Source organism: Acidimicrobiales bacterium (assembly GCA_041394265.1).
In the GTDB taxonomy this organism is placed as follows: domain Bacteria; phylum Actinomycetota; class Acidimicrobiia; order Acidimicrobiales; family SZUA-35; genus JBBQUN01.
In genome coordinates this window covers 2,846,963-2,866,273 of sequence record JAWKIO010000005.1, presented here as the reverse complement: position 1 = coordinate 2,866,273, position 19,311 = coordinate 2,846,963, and the positions used below count along the sequence as shown (strand labels likewise).

20 protein-coding genes and 2 tRNA genes are annotated in these 19,311 nt (G+C 67.3%); 12 read left to right on the top strand and 10 right to left on the bottom strand.

Going from position 1 to position 19,311, the window contains the following annotated elements:
* The first annotated feature begins 1 nt into the window (after position 1).
* On the top strand, positions 2-2,236 hold the full coding sequence (locus R2733_14000; GenBank protein ID MEZ5377613.1) for a heavy metal translocating P-type ATPase: 2,235 nt from the start codon (positions 2-4) through the stop codon (positions 2,234-2,236).
* Positions 2,237-2,289: 53 nt separating this feature from the next.
* A complete protein-coding gene (locus tag R2733_13995) occupies positions 2,290-2,481 on the top strand; it encodes a cation transporter (protein ID MEZ5377612.1) in 192 nt (63 codons plus the stop codon).
* On the opposite strand, the gene R2733_13990 is transcribed toward R2733_13995, so the two are convergent.
* A complete protein-coding gene (locus R2733_13990; protein ID MEZ5377611.1) occupies positions 2,463-3,326 on the bottom strand; it encodes an alpha/beta hydrolase in 864 nt (287 codons plus the stop codon). The genes R2733_13995 and R2733_13990 overlap by 19 nt on opposite strands.
* A 55-nt stretch (positions 3,327-3,381) precedes the next feature.
* Here R2733_13990 and R2733_13985 point away from each other — a divergent pair, with 55 nt between their 5' ends.
* Positions 3,382-4,806, top strand: coding sequence for a voltage-gated chloride channel family protein (locus tag R2733_13985; GenBank protein ID MEZ5377610.1), 1,425 nt, complete (start codon positions 3,382-3,384; stop codon positions 4,804-4,806).
* Between the two features lie 33 nt (positions 4,807-4,839).
* On the opposite strand, the gene R2733_13980 is transcribed toward R2733_13985, so the two are convergent.
* Complete coding sequence (locus tag R2733_13980) at positions 4,840-5,190, bottom strand: hypothetical protein (protein ID MEZ5377609.1); 351 nt, start codon at positions 5,188-5,190, stop codon at positions 4,840-4,842.
* A 38-nt stretch (positions 5,191-5,228) separates the two neighbouring features.
* Here R2733_13980 and R2733_13975 point away from each other — a divergent pair, with 38 nt between their 5' ends.
* Together R2733_13975 and R2733_13970 are read left to right on the top strand one after the other, a co-directional pair.
* Entirely contained in the window at positions 5,229-6,620 is a 1,392-nt protein-coding gene (locus R2733_13975; GenBank protein ID MEZ5377608.1) for an MFS transporter, read from the top strand.
* Positions 6,621-6,705: 85 nt separating this feature from the next.
* Positions 6,706-7,107 carry a hypothetical protein gene (locus tag R2733_13970; GenBank protein ID MEZ5377607.1) on the top strand — a complete coding sequence of 134 codons (402 nt, stop codon included), beginning with the start codon at positions 6,706-6,708 and terminating at the stop codon, positions 7,105-7,107.
* Positions 7,108-7,187: 80 nt separating this feature from the next.
* On the opposite strand, the gene R2733_13965 is transcribed toward R2733_13970, so the two are convergent.
* From R2733_13965 to gltX, 4 genes are all read right to left on the bottom strand, one after another.
* Positions 7,188-7,260 (bottom strand) — tRNA-Glu (locus R2733_13965).
* Positions 7,261-7,356: 96 nt separating this feature from the next.
* Positions 7,357-7,431, bottom strand: a tRNA-Gln gene (locus R2733_13960).
* An 86-nt stretch (positions 7,432-7,517) separates the two neighbouring features.
* A complete protein-coding gene (locus R2733_13955; protein MEZ5377606.1) occupies positions 7,518-8,153 on the bottom strand; it encodes a YdcF family protein in 636 nt (211 codons plus the stop codon).
* 9 nt (positions 8,154-8,162) lie between these two features.
* On the bottom strand, positions 8,163-9,539 hold the full coding sequence (gltX, locus tag R2733_13950) for a glutamate--tRNA ligase (GenBank protein MEZ5377605.1): 1,377 nt from the start codon (positions 9,537-9,539) through the stop codon (positions 8,163-8,165).
* Between the two features lie 166 nt (positions 9,540-9,705).
* On the opposite strand from gltX, the gene R2733_13945 reads away from it, so the two are divergent.
* A complete protein-coding gene (locus R2733_13945) occupies positions 9,706-10,311 on the top strand; it encodes a sigma factor-like helix-turn-helix DNA-binding protein (GenBank protein ID MEZ5377604.1) in 606 nt (201 codons plus the stop codon).
* Positions 10,308-11,387, top strand: coding sequence for a hypothetical protein (locus R2733_13940; protein ID MEZ5377603.1), 1,080 nt, complete (start codon positions 10,308-10,310; stop codon positions 11,385-11,387). The genes R2733_13945 and R2733_13940 overlap by 4 nt, the downstream gene beginning before the upstream one ends.
* A gap of 3 nt (positions 11,388-11,390) precedes the next feature.
* On the opposite strand, the gene R2733_13935 is transcribed toward R2733_13940, so the two are convergent.
* Entirely contained in the window at positions 11,391-11,915 is a 525-nt protein-coding gene (locus R2733_13935; protein MEZ5377602.1) for a hypothetical protein, read from the bottom strand.
* 91 nt (positions 11,916-12,006) lie between these two features.
* On the opposite strand from R2733_13935, the gene R2733_13930 reads away from it, so the two are divergent.
* Positions 12,007-12,495: a DUF2269 family protein gene (locus tag R2733_13930; protein ID MEZ5377601.1), complete on the top strand. Its 489-nt coding sequence runs from the start codon at positions 12,007-12,009 to the stop codon at positions 12,493-12,495.
* A 40-nt stretch (positions 12,496-12,535) separates the two neighbouring features.
* Here the strand turns inward: R2733_13930 and cimA are convergent, their stop codons facing one another.
* Positions 12,536-14,212 (bottom strand): citramalate synthase, encoded by a 1,677-nt coding sequence (gene cimA / locus R2733_13925; protein MEZ5377600.1) that lies wholly within the window; start codon positions 14,210-14,212, stop codon positions 12,536-12,538.
* Between the two features lie 46 nt (positions 14,213-14,258).
* Positions 14,259-15,236: a 3-isopropylmalate dehydrogenase gene (locus tag R2733_13920; protein ID MEZ5377599.1), complete on the bottom strand. Its 978-nt coding sequence runs from the start codon at positions 15,234-15,236 to the stop codon at positions 14,259-14,261.
* Between the two features lie 163 nt (positions 15,237-15,399).
* On the opposite strand from R2733_13920, the gene R2733_13915 reads away from it, so the two are divergent.
* A complete protein-coding gene (locus R2733_13915) occupies positions 15,400-15,939 on the top strand; it encodes a hypothetical protein (GenBank protein MEZ5377598.1) in 540 nt (179 codons plus the stop codon).
* 29 nt (positions 15,940-15,968) lie between these two features.
* Complete coding sequence (gene greA / locus R2733_13910) at positions 15,969-16,442, top strand: transcription elongation factor GreA (GenBank protein ID MEZ5377597.1); 474 nt, start codon at positions 15,969-15,971, stop codon at positions 16,440-16,442.
* A 34-nt stretch (positions 16,443-16,476) separates the two neighbouring features.
* On the opposite strand, the gene R2733_13905 is transcribed toward greA, so the two are convergent.
* Positions 16,477-17,163, bottom strand: a complete 687-nt coding sequence (locus R2733_13905; GenBank protein MEZ5377596.1) for an IclR family transcriptional regulator — start codon at positions 17,161-17,163, stop codon at positions 16,477-16,479.
* Between the two features lie 58 nt (positions 17,164-17,221).
* Between R2733_13905 and leuC the strand changes: the two genes are divergently transcribed.
* Positions 17,222-18,631, top strand: a complete 1,410-nt coding sequence (leuC, locus tag R2733_13900; GenBank protein MEZ5377595.1) for a 3-isopropylmalate dehydratase large subunit — start codon at positions 17,222-17,224, stop codon at positions 18,629-18,631.
* 37 nt (positions 18,632-18,668) lie between these two features.
* Entirely contained in the window at positions 18,669-19,259 is a 591-nt protein-coding gene (leuD, locus tag R2733_13895; GenBank protein MEZ5377594.1) for a 3-isopropylmalate dehydratase small subunit, read from the top strand.
* Positions 19,260-19,311 lie beyond the last annotated feature (52 nt).

Here is a 19,311-nt window from a genome sequence, read left to right as displayed (position 1 = left end):
CATGGCGAGCGACACCAACGTCAATGAGACCAGCGCCAACACTGGCGGCCAGAGCGCCGCTGGTTCCACCCTGCTGCGGCGCCCGAAGGTCACACCGGGCTACATCGAACTCCCGGTCGAGGGGATGACCTGCGCCGCCTGTGCGTCGCGGATCTCCCGGGCCCTCAACAAGCTCGACGGCGTCGACGAGGCCGAGGTCAACCTGGCTTCGGCGAAGGCCACGGTTCGCTTCGACCCGGCATCGGTCGATCCCGCCGCCTTCACGGCGCGTATCGAGAAGCTGGGCTACCACGTGCCCGAGGTCGTCGACTTCGAGGCCGAGGAACGCTCCCTCAAGCTCCGGGCCCTCACGGGGCTCGCCCTGGCCCTGCCGGCGATGACCATCCACATGGCGATGACCGGGCATTCCAGCTCGACCAAGTGGGTGATGGCCGCCCTGTCGGCACCGGTCGTGTGGTGGATCGGTTGGCCGTATCACCGCAAGGCCGTGGCCGGTGCCCGCCAGGGCACGGTCGGCATGGATGCCCTCGTCTCACTGGGCAGCGGCACGGCGTGGATCTGGTCGTTCGTCGTGTTGGTGCTCGGCCAGCACCACGATGTGCATTTCGGCACGGCGGCGGTCATCGTCGCCTTGATCACGGTCGGCAAGTGGATGGAGGCCCGAGCCAAGGGCCGGGCCCGCAGCGCAATCGAGGCGCTGGCCGATCTCGGCGCCCCCACCGCCGAACTCATCGACGGCACCACGATCCCGAGTGCCGAACTCACGGTCGGACAACGCTTCGTCGTCCGCAGCGGCGGCCGGATCGCCACCGACGGCACCGTTGTCGAGGGCACCGCGGCGATCGACACCTCCATGCTCACCGGTGAGCCGGTACCCGTCACCGCCACCGTCGGAGACTCGGTCGCCGGGGCCACGGTGAACACGTCCGGCTATCTCGTCGTCGAGGCCACTCGGGTCGGCGCCGACACGACCCTCGCGCAGATCGGCCGGCTCGTCGCCCGGGCCCAGGGCTCCCAGGCCCCCATCCAGCGACTGGCCGACCGCGTCGCCGGCGTGTTCGTGCCGGTGATCCTGGTGATTGCACTCGGCACGTTCATCGTCTGGATGGCGACCGGTCACAGCGCCGCTGCCTCCATCGTCCCGACCGTTGCCGTGCTGGTCATCGCCTGCCCGTGCGCACTGGGGCTGGCGACACCGATGGCGATCATGGTCGGCACCGGCCGCGGTGCTCAGCTCGGCGTGCTGATCCGCGGCGGCGAGGTCCTCGAAGCCGCAAACGACATCGACACCGTCGTGCTCGACAAGACCGGCACCGTCACCGAGGGCCGCATGACGCTGGTCGACCAGCTTTGGGTCGAGGGTGCACGCTCGTCCGAGACGCTGGCCGCCGTCACGGCGATCGAGTCGAGGTCGGATCATCCGATCGCCCGTGCCATCGTCACCGGCCTCACCGATGCCACCACCGACGCCACCCTCGCAGTGACCGACTTCGAGGAGCTGGCCGGCCGCGGGGTTGGCGGAACCGTGGATGGCGTGACCTACCGGGTCGGGCGACCTTCGGCGTTCGAGATCGAAGATCGCAAGCTCGCCGACGCCGTCGCCACCGCCGAGTCCGGGGGGAACACGGTGGTCGCCGTGGCGATCGGCGAGCCGGCCCGCCCGATCGGTGCGCTGATCGTCGCCGACGCCGTGAAGCCCTCGAGCGCGCAGGCCATCGCCCACCTCACCGACCTCGGCCTGTCCACGGTCCTGCTCACCGGTGACAACGAGACGACCGCACGAGCGGTTGCCAGCTCCGTCGGCATCAACGACGTCGTCGCCGGGGTCCTGCCCGAAGGCAAGGACGACGCCATCACACAGCTGCAACAGGCGGGCAAACGGGTCGCCATGGTCGGCGATGGCATCAACGACGCTCCGGCACTCGCACGAGCCGACCTCGGCATCGCGATGGGCACCGGCACGGCCGTCGCCCGTGAAGCTGCCGACCTCACGCTCGTGTCCGGCGACCTGCTGGCCGCCGTCGATGCTGTCCGGCTCTCACGTCGCACCTTCTCCACGATCAAGGGCAACCTGTTCTGGGCCTTCGCCTACAACGTCGCCGCCGTGCCCCTCGCCGCCAGCGGGAGGCTCGAACCGGCGATCGCCGCCGGCGCCATGGCCCTTTCCTCACTGTTCGTCGTCACGAACTCGTTGCGACTCCGTCGCTTCCGTTCGGTCCGGCACACCTCGGACTGATCCCGCCCTCGACTCCGCCTCTCCCTCTCAACCCCTGCACAAAGGACCATCCCATGACCACGTACACCGTTCCCGGCATCTCCTGCGACCACTGCAAGAACGCCATCGAAGGCGAAGTCGCCACCGTCGCCGGTGTCGATTCGGTCGTCGTCGACGTTGCATCGAAGACCGTCACCGTCGTCGGCGGCGACGACGCCGCCATCCGAGCGGCGATCGACGAAGCGGGCTACGACGTCGCCAACTGAGCGTCGACCCAGGCGATGAGTTCGTCGAGCACCTGGTCGTGCTCGGGCTCGTTCAGGCATTCGTGACGTAGCCCGGGCCAGACCCGGCGTTCGGCCGTGCCGAGCGCGGCAAGGCCGTCGGACGCCGACAGCGGCACCAGCCGATCGGCGTCGCCGTGCAGCACGTAGAGCGGGATCGTGATCCGGTCGAGCGATGCGCTCGTGGTCGCCATCGTGGTGAAGACCTCGTTGCCGAACCGGGCCGTTGCCCCTCCGAACACCAGCGGGTCATCGAGGTAGGCCTGCTGCACGGCCACGTCTCGGCTGAGGAGCTCGGCGTCGATCTTCGACTTGATGAACAGCGACGGTGCGATCTTGCTCAGGACCGGCGCCAGTTTGCGTTGCCAGCCGGGAACGATCGCCTCGAGGGCGGGTGCGCTCAAGATGGCGAGATCGGGCTGCGGTCGGTCGGACACGAGGTAGGTCGACGCGATGAGTCCGCCCAGCGAATGCCCCATGAGGATCACCGGCACGTCGAGGCGTCGTTGCCGGGCCAGGAGGTCCTCGACGTCGTCGAGGAACTGATCGAACGAGTCGAGGTGCGCCCGCTTGCCTCCGCTCTGACCGAAACCGCGGTTGTCGAACCCCAGCACGTCGATCCCCGCGGCGGCGAGCCGCTGGCCGACGTGCTCGTAGCGTCCGCTGTGTTCGCCGATGCCGTGGACCAACACCATGGCGGCCCGGGGTGTCGGCGCGGCCCAGTGACGTTCCAGGCGGGTGAGGCCGTCGCGTCCGGCCTCGAGCGACACGGCTGACGCTGCGGTGTTGGATTCCGCGGAGGTGTTGGATTCCATCGATGCGCTCACCGCAATGAGCGTACCGGCTGTGCGCCGTTCGCTCGGGTCTACGCTGCGAGGCACGATGACCGAGCGACGACCACATGACTCGCAGATCGGTGCCGAGCAGCGCACCACCTCCGGGGTCTACCGATCCATTCAGTCGCTCATCCGCTTCGACCCCGCCGAGCAATGGCAGCTGCTGCGACACCTGGCGCTGTGGATCGTCCTCGGCTCGGCGGTCGGTGTCTTGGCCGGCGGCTCCTCGGCGGCCTTCCTCACCATGCTGACCTGGGCGACCGACACCCGCACCGACAACGGGTGGCTGCTCTACCTGCTCCCCGTCGCCGGTCTGATGGTGGGCTGGAGCTACCACGCCTATGCGGGAACGGCAGCCCGGGGCAACAACTTGCTGTTGGAAGAGATCCACGAACCCACCGCATGGCTGCCACGGCGGATGGCACCGATGGTGCTGCTCACCACCGTCATCACCCACCTCTTCGGCGGCTCGGCCGGTCGCGAGGGCACGGCAATCCAGATGTCGGGCAGCCTGAGCGACGCGGTGATCGGCAGGGTGGCGAAACTCACCGGCGCCGACCGTCGCATCATGCTGATCGCCGCCATTTCCGGCGGTTTCGGCGCCGTGTTCGGTGTTCCCATCGCCGGGTTCGTCTTCGGGCTCGAGGTGCAGTCGCTGGGCCGCATCCGCCACGACGCCATCGTCCCGGCACTCGTGGCGTCGATCGTTGGCAACAGCGTCGTCGAGCTCCTTGGCGTCGGCCACACACCCGTGCCGACCTTCGCTGCGTTCGACCTCACCCCGCTGAGCGCCGCCGAACTCGTCGCCGCCGGCATCGCGTTCGGCCTCGTTGCCATCGCGTTCGTCGAGTTGACCCACGGATGTAAGCATCTGATGGGCCGGTTCGTCAGCTGGCCCCCGCTCCGCCCATTCCTGGGTGGGCTCGTCGTGATCGGCCTCACCTTCGTGGCCGGCACCCGCGACTACCTCGGGCTGTCGGTGCCGCTGATCGTCGACGCCGTCGCCGCCGACCCGCTCACCGGGGCCGCCGGGGTCGCCGCCTTCGCCTTTGCGTGGAAGGTCGTGTTCACCGCCGTCACGCTGGGATCTGGGTTCCAGGGCGGTGAGGTGACACCGCTGTTCGTCATCGGGGCCACGTTGGGAGCGACGATCGGCCACCTCTTCGGTGCTCCGGTCGGCGTCTTCGCTGCCGTCGGCTTCGTCTCGGTCTTCGCCGGCGCGACCAACACCCCCATCGCCTGCACGATCATGGGCGTCGAGCTCTTCGGCACCGGGATCATCGTGCCGCTGGCCATCGGCTGCGTCACCTCGTACCTGTTCAGCTCGAACCGCGGCATCTACGGCTCGCAGCGGATCGACCGATCGAAGCTCGGCCCCCTCGACAGCGACGCGAACGCCAACGGCACGCTGTCGAGCGTCGCAGACCGGCGCCGCTACTGGCTCCCGGATCGCCCCCGCTCGGCCGACTGAACGGCGGCGTCCTGTGGATCAGCGGGGCGCCGATCAGCCCTCTTCGGCTCGCACCTCGGCGCAGTCGACTCGATACTCGTTGGCGATCTCACCCGTCGCCTCGACGACGATGCGCACGACACCCTCGTCGAGCGTCGGGTCGTCGAGACATTGCTGACGGGCGGCGTCGATCACCTGCTGGCGAGCTTCGGCGTTGGGATCGTCGGGATCGATCTCGTCGGTGAATGGCGCCATCGACACCGATGATCCGGTGGCCGTGTCGGCCGCCGCGGTCGTGGTCGTGGCATTGAGGTCGACGATCGTCGCCTTCTCCTCCGAACAACTCGCGCCCAGTCCCGCGAGCACCAAACCGGCGACCATCAGATGAACAGGGCGGGTGACCACGACGGCAACCTATCGGTAGGTCGTTAGCGTTCACGACCGTGACGAACCCTGGCGAACTGGCTGCCCATCCCCGCCGCGTGGTGTTGGGTCTGAGCCTCGGCCACGGCGGGATGTCGGTCCTGATCAACCTCATCGCCATTCTGCTCGTCTACTTCTACCTGCCGCCGACGTCGGCCGGCCTGCCGCCCCTCGTGACCGACGCCACGTTCCTCTTCGTGCTCAACGCCATCGTGGTCATCGCCGCAGCGGGCCGGCTGCTCGATGCCGTCACCGATCCGCTGATCGCCGTCGCGTCCGACCGCTCGACTCACGCGCTCGGTCGACGGATCCCGTTCATGCGCATCGAGGCGATCCCTGCCGCACTGGCCACGATCCTGCTCTTCGTCCCACCGGTGCGCGACGTGAGCGGGTGGAACATCCTCTGGCTCCTCGGCGTCCAGGCGGTGCTCTACCTGGCCCTCACGGCGTACGTCACCCCGGCGTTCAGCCTCGTTGCCGATCTCGGTCGCACCCCATCGGAACGCCTCGACCTCGCAACGTGGACCTCGGTCGCCTGGGCGGTCGGCATCATGGTCGCGGCCCTCAGCCCGTTCATCTCGGCGATGTACCAACGCGTCGGGCTCGAGCCGATCCGTGCCTGGCAGGGTTCGGTGGTCACCGTGGTCGGCGTGGCCTTGGCCTGCATGTGGGCCCCGATCCGAATGATCGACGAACCGTCGCTGGTCCGCTCGACGCCGAGCGCCGTGCCGATCCGTCAGGCACTCCGGCTCGTGTTCTCCAACCCGTTCTTCCGCTACTACCTGGCCGCCGATTTCGCCTTCTTCTCCGGTCTCACGATCATCCAGACCGGCCTCCTCTACTACGTCACGGTGCTGCTCGAACTGGACGAGACCCTCACCGCTCCCCTCCTGCTCCTGATGGTCGTCGTCTCGATGTTCCTCTACCCGATCGTCAACCGGCAGGCGAAGCTCCGCAGCGGCAAGCAGCTCGTGGTGTTCGCCTTCGTCGTCTCGGCCGTGGACTTCGTCGGCGTCGTATTCCTCGGACGCTCGCCGCTGCCCAACTGGGCCGAGGCCGTCCTACTGATCCTGCTGTTCGCCGTGCCGTTCGCCATCTTGAGCGTGATCCCCCAATGGATCCTGTCCGACATCGCCGAACACGCCGCCGTCACCACCGGCCAGGCCACCGCCGCCACCTTCTTCGCGGCCCGCACCTTCATGCAGAAGCTCGGCCAGACGATCGGGGTGATGGTGTTCGCCCTCCTCGCGGCCTTCGGCCGAGACGTCGGTGATGACCTGGGTATTCGCCTCTCCGGGCTCGCCGGCATGATCCTCTATCTCGTCGCTGCGCTGCTCTTCCGGCACTACGACGAAGCCACGATGCAGCGCCAACTCGCCGAGGCCGCCGACCACCCGACCGTGACCGTCTGAGCGACATCGGACGTCGACCGACCGGGACCGGAAACTTTCCCCGGCGACGGTCATAGTGCTCGGCACCGTTCCGAAGCTTGCGTCCATGAGCAGCTACCGTCAGGATCAGGCAACCCGCCCCGAGATCGCCGCCCCCGCCGTCGTCGTGCACGCCACCGTTCGCCTCGATCTGAACGATGTAGGGTCGGATCTGCTCGCCGATGAGTTCATGCGTATCGCCGGCTCGTCTGCTGCCTACCTTCCTCGCCAGGTCGCCCTGGTGAGCGTTGCTCGAGGCCAGATCCGCTCCACCCTCGTCATCGACGGGGCGTGGCTCGAGCTGGCCGTCGAAGCCAACGAGCACGACCGCTCGCTGGTCGAGGGCGTCGACCTGCCTCGTGACGTGGTACTCGCCGTGCTCCCCGAATGGCCCGAGGATTGGCCCGACATCGACGTCGAGGGCCTCCAGCGCAGGATCTACGAAGGCATCTGCTACATCGCCGCCTGATCGTCAGACCGACCGTCACGATCAAGGCTCCGACCCAAAGCCACGAAGCCGACCCTGGGGGGCCGGCTTCGTTGGTTTTGCACCCCGTACGGGATTTGAACCCGTGCTACTGGCATGAGAAGCCAGCGTCCTAGGCCGCTAGACGAACGGGGCAGGACTTCCAGCTACCCACCGTGCCGACCAGCGGCCCGATGAACAGCGAGCGGATCCTAGCGAGTGGGTAGATCACACCCAACTCGTTCAGATCCGTGGTTCGGGGAGGAGGACTCGAACCCCCAATGAATGCACCAGAAGCACTAGTGTTACCAATTACACCATCCCCGAGGGAAGCCACCACGTTATCGGCCCCGCACGGCGGAGACGACCACCTTCGGCCACCAACTTTCTCCGCGGCCACGTTGTGCGGCTGTCTACCGGTTGTCGAGCCGCCGGAACCCAACGATGCGCCCGACGGCCACCGCCACCGTCTCTTCGACCAGCCGATCGAGGGGCGCCCCCAGCGACGTCGGCGACACCTCGGCGTCGAGTCCGACCTCGGCGGCGATCAGCAACGACCGCTTGGCGTGATACGGGTCGGTGACGAGGATCACGGTGTTGACCTCTCGCGCTTCGAGGAATCGGGCGGTCGCCCGGAGCGACTCGTAGGTCGAGTGCCCGTCGACCTCGAGCAGCAGCGCATCGTCGGGAATCTGTGCCGTCACTCGGAGGTAGTCGTAGCCCGCCTTGGCCTCGGTGGTGACGTCACCCTCTTGGTTGCCGCCCGTGACGACGACAACGTCGACCAGGCCGGCGAAGTAGAGCTCGGCCGCGTGGTCGAGCCGGGCCTGCAACACCGGTGATGGGGTGCCGTTGTACTGCGCCGCCCCCAGCACCACGACCGCGTCGGCCGACCCCTCGTAGTGCTGACGCGAGGCCAACCACACATCGACGAAGGTCGCCACGACATAGAAGACCAGGAGACCGACGAGCACCAACGCCCACCGGAGGCGTCGACGGGAACGACCGGCGACTCGATCCTCGATCGGTGCAACGCCGCGGCCTGCCATCGACGAACGCTACAGCTTGGCCCGCGCCGCTCGGAGTCGGTCGAGCACCACACTGCGGTCCATCTCGGCCATCGGCTCGAACAGCGGGATCCCCGAGCGGGCTCCGGTCAGCGCCATGCGAACGGGCATCTGGGTCTTGGTGTCGAGCTCGGTGCCGACACCGAACACCACCTCGCCGATGGCTTCGGGGGTCCACTCGGAGGTCTCGAGCCGCTCGATGACGAGGTCGAGCACCGCCGGGACGTCGTCCTTCCCCATCACCTTCTTCCAGTCCTTGTCATCGGGCTCGGCCGGCTCGCCGACGACCCATGCCAGGAACGAGGGAATCTCCTCGAGTCGCTTGACTCGCTCCTGCACGAACGGCGCCAGCGTGGCGAACAACGCCGGATCGATGCCGCCGAGGAACGGTTGACTCAGCTCGACGAACGACTCGATCGGGAGGGCACGGATGTACTCGGCGTTGAAGTGCTCCAGCTTCTTGATGTCGAAGAAGGCCGGCGCCTTGTTGATGTCGGCCAGTTCGAACTCGGCGATGAACTTCTCGATCGGGGCGATCTCGACGTCGTCCTTGGGACCCCAACCGAGCGTGAGGAGGTAGTTGCGCATGGCGTCGGGGAGGAAGCCTCGCGTCCGGTAGTCACCGACGGCGACATCGTCACGGCGCTTCGACAACTTCTGCCGCTTCTCGTTGACGATGAGCGGCAGGTGGGCGTACGCCGGTGGCGGCGGATGCTCGTCGTCGGGCCGACTGTCGATGATCGCCTGTCGGAGCAGGAGCACACGAGGGGTGGTGTTGACGAGGTCCTCGCCCCGCACGACGTGGGTGATGTTCATCTCGAGATCGTCGAGTGCATTGGCCAGATGAAACATCGGCACACCGCTGGAGCGGACCACGATGAAGTCCTCGAGCACCGCCGCATCGAACTCGACTCGACCCCGGATCAGGTCGTCCCACCCGATGATGCCCTCGTCGGGCGTGCGGAATCGGATGACCACGCCCTCGCCCGGCGCCACGTTGCGGTTACGGCAATGGCCGTCGTAGCCGGCACTCCCTGCGGCCTTCGCCCGCTCCTGCACGGCTTCTTGGGTACAGTCGCAGCGGTAGGCCAGGCCACGCTCGAGGAAGCCGTTGGCCGCAGCGACGTAGCGATCGAACCGATCCGACTGCCGGTACTCCTCGTCCCAGTCGATCCCCAACCATTGGAGGCTCTCGTGAATTGCCGTGATCAGCTCCGGGCGACTGCGGTCGGCGTCGGTGTCTTCGATCCGCAGCACCATGGTGCCCCCGGTGTGGCGGGCGTACAGCCAGTTGAACAATGCCGATCGGGCGCCACCCACGTGGAGGTAGCCGGTTGGAGCTGGAGAGAAACGTACTCGCACGGTCACGGGGAGCAAGGCTAGCTGTGGCCGGGAGTCGTCCAGCCGGGATCCGCCCGCCGCCCATCACCCGGAGGGGCAGCACCTGCCCCGAGATTCTGTGCCGTTTCGGGAACCGATCTGCGGACTCGGGGCTTTCAGGGCTGTGCTCACGATGACCCACGAGGCGACCGAGGTGGACGAATCCGCCGCGGTCGACCCCAGCGACACGCGCGTCGAGAGCACAGTCGTCGAGGGCGCGGTCGTCGAGGGCACGGTCGTCGAAGGCACGGCCGTCGAAGATGCCGACCTCACGATCGTCGCCGACGCGACCGCCAAGGCTCGCTTCGAGCAGTTCTGTGCCGACGAGCACGCATCGATGGCGAATGCCCTCGGCTGGGCGCTCGGGAGTCACGATCTTGGCCGAGAAGCGGCCGACGAGGCCTTCGCTCGGGCCTATGAACGGTGGGACACCGTCGACACCATGTCGAACCCCGCCGGCTGGGTCTACCGAGTCGGCCTCAACTGGGGTCGACGCCGTATCTGGCGCCGCAACAAGGAGCGTCAACTGCTGTCGACCATCGATCTCGACGACCAGCACGACGCCTACGTCGACGAGGACCTGGCCAAGGCGCTGGCCGCACTCCCGATCAAGTTCCGTTCGGTCGTGGTCCTGCGTCACCTGCTCGGCTATTCCGAGCGAGACACCGCCGAGGCACTCGGCATTTCGCCTGGCACCGCCAAGAGCCGCATGAGTCGCGGCCTCGAGCGCCTCCGCACCCATCTCGAGACCGCCTCATGACGCCACGCCACGCCGCCTCGATCATCGATCGCCTGCGCCGCGCCGGGACCGCACTGCCCACCTCGCCCGACATCGAGGCCATCATCGCCCGGGCGGCGCAACGCAAGCGGCGGCGCCAGATCGGGGTGACCGCCGCCTCCGTCGTGGTCGTCGGTGGGCTCGGGTTCTCCTCGGCCCAGCTGTTGCGCGGCCCTGCCACCACCTCGATCGATGCCGCCGGACCGACCGTCGACGTCGTCACCACGACCACCGCCCCGGTCGAACCGCCTGTCGAGAACCGAGCGGCGTCGATGTACGAACCGGGCAACGACGACTGGCGGCCCGCATCCACCACGACCACCGTCCTCACCACCACCATCGACGCCGGCGTGACCCAGTCGGTGCAAGCGGCACGACGTAGCGAACTGGCCGACGGGCTCGGCGGCGCCATCGTGGTCGAGGAAGGCCGGCTGACCCACCGCGCCGTCGATGGGTCGATGACCACGCTCGAACTCCCGGAGGCGCTCCCGACCACCGAACGCCGGGTCACCGACGTCGCCCCGCTCGGCGACCACCCCTTCCTTCTCGTGAGCGACTTCACCGATCGTCCCGATCTCGCGGAAGCGGGCGGCGACAACACCCGTTCCGATCCCGTGCACCAAGAGGTGGCGATCTACGCCGTCGACCTCACCACCAACGAGGTCCACGTCGTCGAGCAGCGAACGATCACCGACAAGCAGTCACCCGACTGGGTCTTCAACGGGCTGGTCACCGCGCAGAACGGCCACATCATGGTGGTCCGCGAGCTCTGGCAGTCGATGTGCGTCTACGTCGAGACCCTCGCCCTCGACGGAACGCCGATGGAGACCCCGGAGAACCCGCTGCCTGAGCCGTCGCTCGCCGGACTCGACGGCGACGACATCCACGCCATGCAGGCCGGGCTGGTCGAACCGCCACGCGGGTGCATTGCGGCCGACGAACTCCCCGACGGAGCGATGTCGGTGCTCGGCAGCCAAGCCGATCCGGCAGCGCTCGAATCGGTCAACAATCAGCTGCGCACCGCAGCGTCGACAGCGGCCGAAGCACTCGGCAGCTGAGGTCTACGCCGACGGCAGGTTCTTGCGCCAGCCGCTGCCGTAGTCGGCAATGATCGCTGCGTGTGGGCGACGCAGGACCGCGTCGGGCACCATGTCGATCAGCTCTTGGCGCTCGACATAGTGATGGTGGCTCGAGACTTCGGCGAAGGCGGCCTCGCGGAAGGCGACGAGCTCGGGATCGGGTGCGTCGTCGAGGAAACCGAAGAGGGTGAAGGCGGCAGTGAGATCGTGGACCATCGGCCCCCGGCCGAACAGCGCCGATCGCTTCATTGCCACCCCGACGCACCCGGCGACGGCGTCGGCCCGATGAACTTTTCCGAGCTCGAGCCGATCGTCGAACTGGCGGACCAGCTTGTAGGCATACCCCTGGTCGGGTCCGGTGGTGCCGAGCCGCACGCCTCTCGGCATGCCCGGCGTGGTCAGGTCGCCGGGCCGGTCGGCGACCCAGGAGTCACCACGCCGAGGAGGTGAGCTGTATCGGCGAACACGCTGGATGGGATCGGTCGGCACGAAATCGGGAGCAGCCACGTCGACAGGTTAGCGACCTCGGTCGAATGTGGGCACGACGGCGCGCCGTGCGACGAACCGAACGGGTGCGTCGCGGGCTACCGTGCGGCGGATGGGCACCACCTCCGTCATCTTCCGCATCGTCCAGCTCCTCCACGTGCTGACCGCCATCGTCGGTTTCGGCGGGTTGATCGCCCACGGTGCCTACAACGCCAAGGCCTTCCGGGCGAAAGCCGGTGAGGCGGCGGTGCTCCTCCGCAACACGGCGGCGGTCACGAACATCGCTCACTATGCGATCTATGCGATGTTCGTGCTCGGCATCGTGATGATCTCCCTGTCCGACGGCGCCATCAGCTTCGGCGCAGCGTGGATCTCGGCATCGTTCCTGATCGTGATCGCCGTCGTCGGCATCGCCCACGGCATGGTTCGACCGGCCATTCGTGGCCTGACCGAGCGGGCCGAAGCCATCGACCCGGACACGCCGCTCGAGTCCGACGCCGACGCCAAGGCGCTGGCCGGGAAGCTGGCGATCGGCGAGGGCCTCACGCAGGTCCTGCTCGCCATCGGCCTGATCATGATGATCTGGCAGCCCGGCAACTGACCGAGCGCTCGCGCCAGCTCGGGGCCTCGGGCGCGGTGGGTCAGCTCGCGGTCTCCGGCGCGGTGACGAGCGCGTCGAGGGCGTAGATCATCGAATCGGCGAGCGCTTGCCAGCTGGCCTCGATGATGTTCTCGCTCACCCCGATCGTGGTCCAGCGGCGATCACCGTCGGAGGCGTCGATCAGCACCCGAGTGATGGCCTGTGTCCCACTCAGCGAGTCGAGGATGCGCACCTTGAAGTCGGTGAGCTTCACGCGCCCCAGCTCGGGGTAGCGGTCGCCCATGGCCGCCCGGAAGGCGGCGTCGAGCGCGTTCACCGGACCGTTGCCTTCACCGGTGGCGACCACCCGCTCACCATCGATGATCAGCTTCACGACGGCATCGGTCTCGACGCCGTCGTGGTGGCCGAGCGGATTCATCTCGAGGGCCATCTTCTCGCCGGGACGATGCTCGACGTGGACGCGGAACGACTCCAGCTCGAAGAATGGGTTGCGCCAACCGGTGGCCCGCCGCATGAGCAGCTGCAGGGAAGCGTCGGCCGCTTCGAAGTGGTAGCCCGCGTGCTCGAGGGCCTTCAGTTCGTCGAGCACGAGCTTGAGCTGGTTGCCGTCGAGTTCGAGGCCGAGTTGCTTGGCCTTGAGTTCGACGGTGGAGCGGCCCGAGAGGTCGGACACCAGGAAGCGGGTGCCATTGCCGACCAGCGCCGGATCGATGTGCTCGTAGGCGTCGGGCCGGCGAGCGATGGCGGAGGTGTGCAGCCCGGCCTTGTGCGCGAACGCCGACTTGCCGACGTAGGGAAGGGCGTCGTTGGGCGGCAGGTTCACGAGTTCGGCGACATGGCGGCTCACCGACGTGAGGCGCTCGAGTGAGCCGTTTGGCAGGGTCCGGATGCCCATCTTCAACGACAGGTTCGGCACGAACGTGGTGAGATCGCAGTTGCCCGTGCGTTCGCCGTAGCCGTTGATCGTGCCCTGGACATGGGTGGCGCCGGCTCGAACCCCGGCGACCGCGTTCGCCACGGCGCAGCCGGTGTCGTTCTGGGTGTGCATCCCGACGGTCACCTCGGGGAAGGCCCGCACGATCTCGGCGGTTGCTTCCTCGATCTCGTGCGGGAGCGAGCCGCCGTTGGTGTCACACAGCACCAGCACTTCGGCGCCGGCGATGGCGGCCGCCTCGACGCAGCGGAGGGCGAACTCGGGGTTGCGCTTGTAGCCGTCGAAGAAGTGCTCGAAGTCGACGAACACTCGGCGACCTTCCGAGCGCAGGAACTCGACCGAGTCGGCGATCATGGCGACGCCTTCGTCGAGCGTGGTCCGCAGCGCCTCGACCACGTGGTAGTCCCACGACTTGGCCACGATGCAGCAGATGCCGGTCTCGGCCCGCAACAGGTTCGCCAGGGTCTCGTCGACGTCGACCTTGCCGTTCGGACGGCGAGTCGACCCGAAGGCCACCAGTTCCGAGGTCTCGAGTTGGAGTTCACCGGCAGCAGCGCGGGCGAAGAACTCGTCGTCTCGTGGGTTCGAGCCGGGCCAACCACCCTCGATGTAGTGCACACCGAGCGAGTCGAGTTGACGAGCGATCTTCAGCTTGTCGTCGGCGGTGAGTGCGATGCCTTCGAACTGTGAGCCGTCGCGCAGGGTGGTGTCGAAGATCTCGACCGTTTCCGGCCATTCGGGCCGGCGCAGGCCCTCGCGCGAGATCGTCATGTGTTCGGTCATGGGTGCGTCTCGTTCCTGCTACTGGGCGGCAATGGGAGGGCGGCAATCACAGAGCGGCGATCACGGCGTCGGCGATCTCGGTGGTGGAACCGGTGGCATCGGCGCAAGCGTCGCAGGCCGCCATGATGCGGGCGGCGGCGACGGTCTCGCCGAGGAAGTCGAGCATCATGGCTCCCGAGATGATGGCGGCGATCGGGTTGGCCTTGGACTGACCGGCGATGTCGGGAGCCGAGCCGTGCACCGGCTCGAACATCGACGGCGCGGTGCGATCGGGGTTGAGGTTGGCCGAAGCGGCCAGACCGATACCGCCCGACACGGCACCGCCGAGATCGGTGAGGATGTCACCGAAGAGGTTGTCGGTGACGATGACGTCGTAGCGCTGAGGGTCTTGGACGAAGTAGATACAGGCCGCGTCGACGTGGTTGTAGGCGGTCTCGACGCCCGGATACTCCTTGGCCACCTCGTCGAACGTGCGCTGCCAGAGGTCGCCGGCGAAGGTGAGCACGTTGGTCTTGTGGACGAGGGTGAGGTGGTTGCGTCGGGTGGTGGCCAACTCGAAGGCGTAGCGGATCGCCCGCTCGGCGCCCTTGCGGGTGTTGACCGAACCCTGGGTGGCGATCTCGTCGGCCGTGCCCTTGCGCAGGAACCCGCCCTCGCCGGCGTAGGTGCCCTCGGTGTTCTCCCGGATCACGACGAAGTCGTGGCTGCCGTCGAGCTTGAACGGGCGTTGGTTGACATAGAGGTCGAGATCGAAGCGCATCTTGAGCAGCAGGCCCCGCTCGATCACGCCGGGGGGAACGTCGGGGGTGCCCACTGCGCCGAGGTAGATGGCATCGAGCTTGCGCCACTCGGCGAGCACGGAGTCGGGCAGGATCACGTCGTCTTTGAGGTAGCGCTCCCCACCGAGGTCGTAGTCGACCGTGTCGAGTTCGACGCCTGCAGCGGCGATCACTCGCAAGCCTTCGCGGATGACCTCGGGTCCGATGCCGTCGCCGCCCACGATTGCGATTCGGTAGTTGCTCACGCTGTTACTCCTCCGAGTGCCGTCGATGCCGGCGCTGGTCTGCCTCGATCGGTGTCCGATCACGATGGTGATGGCACGACCAACCAGGGCCGCGCCGAAGATCGAGCCTATCGCTCAAGCTCCCGTGAGATTTTGCCGAAGTCTTTGCACAGGACGGCTTCTCATGACTCAAATCGACACCAACTACTCGATGCGCACAGCGCCAGAATCGTGGATGGAGGCGGCGGAAGCCTCCGAGATCGTTCACGACCCCACACCCCTGGGACGCAAACGTGTGATGGCCGAGGTGCCGTCGCGCGAGCAGCCCGACATGGTCAGCGCCACGATCTTCGGCGGCATCGTCGCCTTGGCCGGCGGCTGGCTGTGGTACCGCTACGAAGTCGACACCCTCACCCAGCTTGCCTGGTTGGCGCCGCTGATCGGAGCGGCGATCGCCGTCGCCGTGCGAATCGCCGGTGGTGCTCGCCACAGCGACGTTCGCGCCACCCTGGCCTCTGTGCTGTACCTGCTCATGGTGCTGTCGGTCGCCTACATGGTGGAGCGCACCCAGTTCGCTGCGACCTACGGCACCTCGAGCGAGTACTTCAACTCCGACACGGCACTGTTGCGTCACCGGATCAGCGAGCCGCAGACGATCAGCTTCTGGCTGCTCGGCCTGATCGGCACGATCCACTTGAGCTACATGCTCGGCAAGCGACGCTAGGACCGTCGACTCGCATTAGCCTCGGGAGCGTGGTTGACAAACAACAGCTGTCAAAAGAAGCCTTCACCCGCCTGAAGAGCGAGTACGACGACCTCACCACCCGCGGTCGCATCGAGATCGCCCAGAAGATCGAATCCGCCCGGGAACTGGGCGACCTCTCCGAGAACGGCGACTACCACGCCGCCAAGGAGGAGCAAGGGAAGATGGAGGGTCGGATCGCCCATCTCGGCGGCCTGCTCGAGAAGGCCGAGATCGTCGAGGTCGACGAGTCCGACCTCGACACCGTCACCGCCGGTTGTGTCGTGTCGATCCGCTATGAGGGCGACGACGACATCGAGAAGTACCTGATCGGTTCGATCGAGGAGCGCCGCGACGGCGTCACGGTGATGTCGCCGGGTTCCCCGCTGGGTCAGGCGCTGCTGGGTGCCGGCAAGGGCGACTCGGTGTCGTATGAGGCGCCGGGCGGCATGTTGAGCGTCACCGTGGTGGAGATCGAGGCGTAGCCGAGCGGTGTGACCGAGGCGTAGCCGAGCAAGCTCAGCGCCAGCCGAGCGCGGTTTCGAGGTCGGTGGCGGCGTCGATGACCTGGTGCCCGTAGCGGTGGCCGGGGTCGGTCGAGGTCCGATCGATGGGGCCCGACACGCTGATGGCTGCCACGACGCGTCGGGAGGCGTCGTGCACGGGCGCGCTCACCGAGGCCACGCCGGGTTCACGCTCGCCGACCGAGACGGCGTAGCCGGTGTCGGGTGTCCGGCCGAGGAGCACCAACGCAGCCGAGCCCTTGGCCATCGTGAGTCGTCGGCCGACCGGAACAATGGTGCGAAGGCCGTGCTCGGATTCGGCGGCGGCGACACAGACGCGTTCCGAGCCGTCTTGCACGTAGAGCTGGGCACTCTCCTGGGTCTCGGTTCGCAGCTGCTCGAGGATGGGTTGGGCGATAGCGGCGAGGGGGAGTTCCTCGGCGACGCGTCGCCCGAGTTCCAGGAGGCGGTACCCGAGTGCGAAGCGGCCATCGTCGAGCCGTCGTGCCATCCCGTGGTCGCAGAGGGCCGAGGCGAGGCGGTGAGCCGTCGCCCGGTTCAAGCCGCTGGTCTCGACGAGATCGTTGAGTGTGCACGGTCGGCCCGCGAGGGCGTCGACGATGAGCATCGCCTTGTCGATCACCCCGACCCCACTGATCGAGGCTGTCACACTGCCGCTCGGCGAAGGTACGATGTCGTCCACCAAATGAGATTATCGTCTCAAATGATGAGATCAGTGAAACCTCGAGGATGGAGCACGCGTGACTGAACCCCGCACCCTGGCCGACAAGCTCTGGGACCGACATGTCGTCGCCACCGGTGGCCCCGGTGAACCCGATCTCCTCTACATCGACCTCCACCTCGTCCACGAGGTCACCTCGCCGCAGGCGTTCGACGGCCTGCGGTTGTCGAACCGCACGGTCCGGCGCCCCGATCTCACCGTTGCCACCGAAGACCACAACGTGCCAACGGAGAACACCGATCAGCCGATCGCCGACGAGATCAGCGCCAAGCAGATCGAGACGTTGCGCAACAACACCGCCGAGTTCGGCATCACGAATCACCCGATGAACTCGCCCGGCCAGGGCATCGTCCACGTGATCGGCCCGGAGCAGGGCCTCACCCAGCCCGGCATGACCGTGGTGTGCGGCGACTCCCATACCGCCACCCACGGCGCCTTCGGAGCGCTCGCTTTCGGCATCGGCACCAGCGAGGTCGAGCACGTGCTCGCCACCCAGACCCTGCCGCAGCTGCGGCCCAAGACCATGGCGATCACCGTCGAAGGAAGTCTGCCGCCCGAGTCCTCGGCGAAGGATCTGATCCTCGCGATCATCGGTGCCATCGGCACCGGTGGCGGCATCGGCCACATCATCGAGTACCGCGGCGAGGCCGTCCGCAATCTGTCCATGGAAGGCCGAATGACGGTCTGCAACATGTCGATCGAGGCCGGCGCCAAGGCCGGCATGATCGCTCCCGACCAGACCACCTTCGACTATCTCGAAGGCCGCGACCATGCGCCGAAGGGTGCCGACTGGGATGCTGCCGTCACCGAGTGGAAGACCCTGCCGAGCGATGAGGGCGCCACGTTCGACAGCGAGGTCATCTTCGATGCCTCCACCATCACGCCGCAGGTGTCGTGGGGCACCAACCCCGGTCAGGTCGCAGCGATCGCCGGTGTGGTGCCGAACCCGGCCGACTTCGCCGATGCGTCTGCTCGTGGCGCCGCCGAACGGGCCCTGGCCTACATGGGTCTCGAGGCCGGCACGCCCTTCGCCGACATCAAGGTCGACACCGTGTTCATCGGTTCGTGCACCAACTCCCGCATCGAAGACCTCCGGGCGGCCGCCGGCGTGGCCAAGGGCCGCAAGGTGGCCGATGGCATGCGCACCCTCGTGGTTCCGGGGTCGTGGAAGGTGAAGGCACAGGCCGAGGCCGAGGGTCTCGACAAGATCTTCGTCGACGCCGGTTTCGACTGGCGCGACCCGGGGTGCTCGATGTGCCTCGCCATGAACCCCGACAAGCTCAGCGTCGGCGAGCGTTCGGCATCGACCAGCAATCGCAACTTCGAAGGCCGCCAGGGCCGCGGTGGTCGCACCCATCTGGTGTCGCCAGAGATCGCCGCTGCCACCGCGATCGTCGGCCGCTTCGCCACCCCAGCCGACCTGGCCTGACCGCCCCTGCACGCCCCGCCCGAGAGAAGAGAGCACCATGAAAGCAGTTCGCATCGTCACCGGCACCGCCGTCCCCCTCGACCGCTCCGACGTCGACACCGATCAGATCATCCCGTCCGACTGGCTCAAGCAGGTCGAGCGCACCGGTTTCGAGAAGGGTCTCTTCTCGGAATGGCGCGACGAGCCGAGTTTCGTCCTCAACGAAGAGCGGTTCTCCGGCGCCACGATCTTGATCGCCGGTGAGAACTTCGGCGTCGGGTCCTCACGTGAGCACGCCGTATGGGCAATCCAGCAGTACGGCTTCGATGCCGTCATCAGCCCCCGCTTCGGCGACATCTTCCGGAACAACTCGACCAAGAACGGTCTCGTCCCCGTCGTCCTCACGGCCGACGAGGTGGCTCGCCTGATGTCGGCCGTCGACGCCGACGCCAGTGTCGAGATCACCATCGATGTCGAGCGGCGCACGGTCGAAGTCCCGGCCATCGGGTTCGAGGCCAGCTTCCCTCTCGACGACGCCACGCAGGAACGCTTTCTCGAGGGCCTCGACGACATCGGACTGAGCCTGCGTCATGCCGACGCCATCTCGTCCTTCGAGGCCAATCGACCGGCCTGGTTGCCCACGAGCTGACACCGGTCACATCCGACCTGGCCCCGATCCTCGGGCACCGTTCGCTACGGTG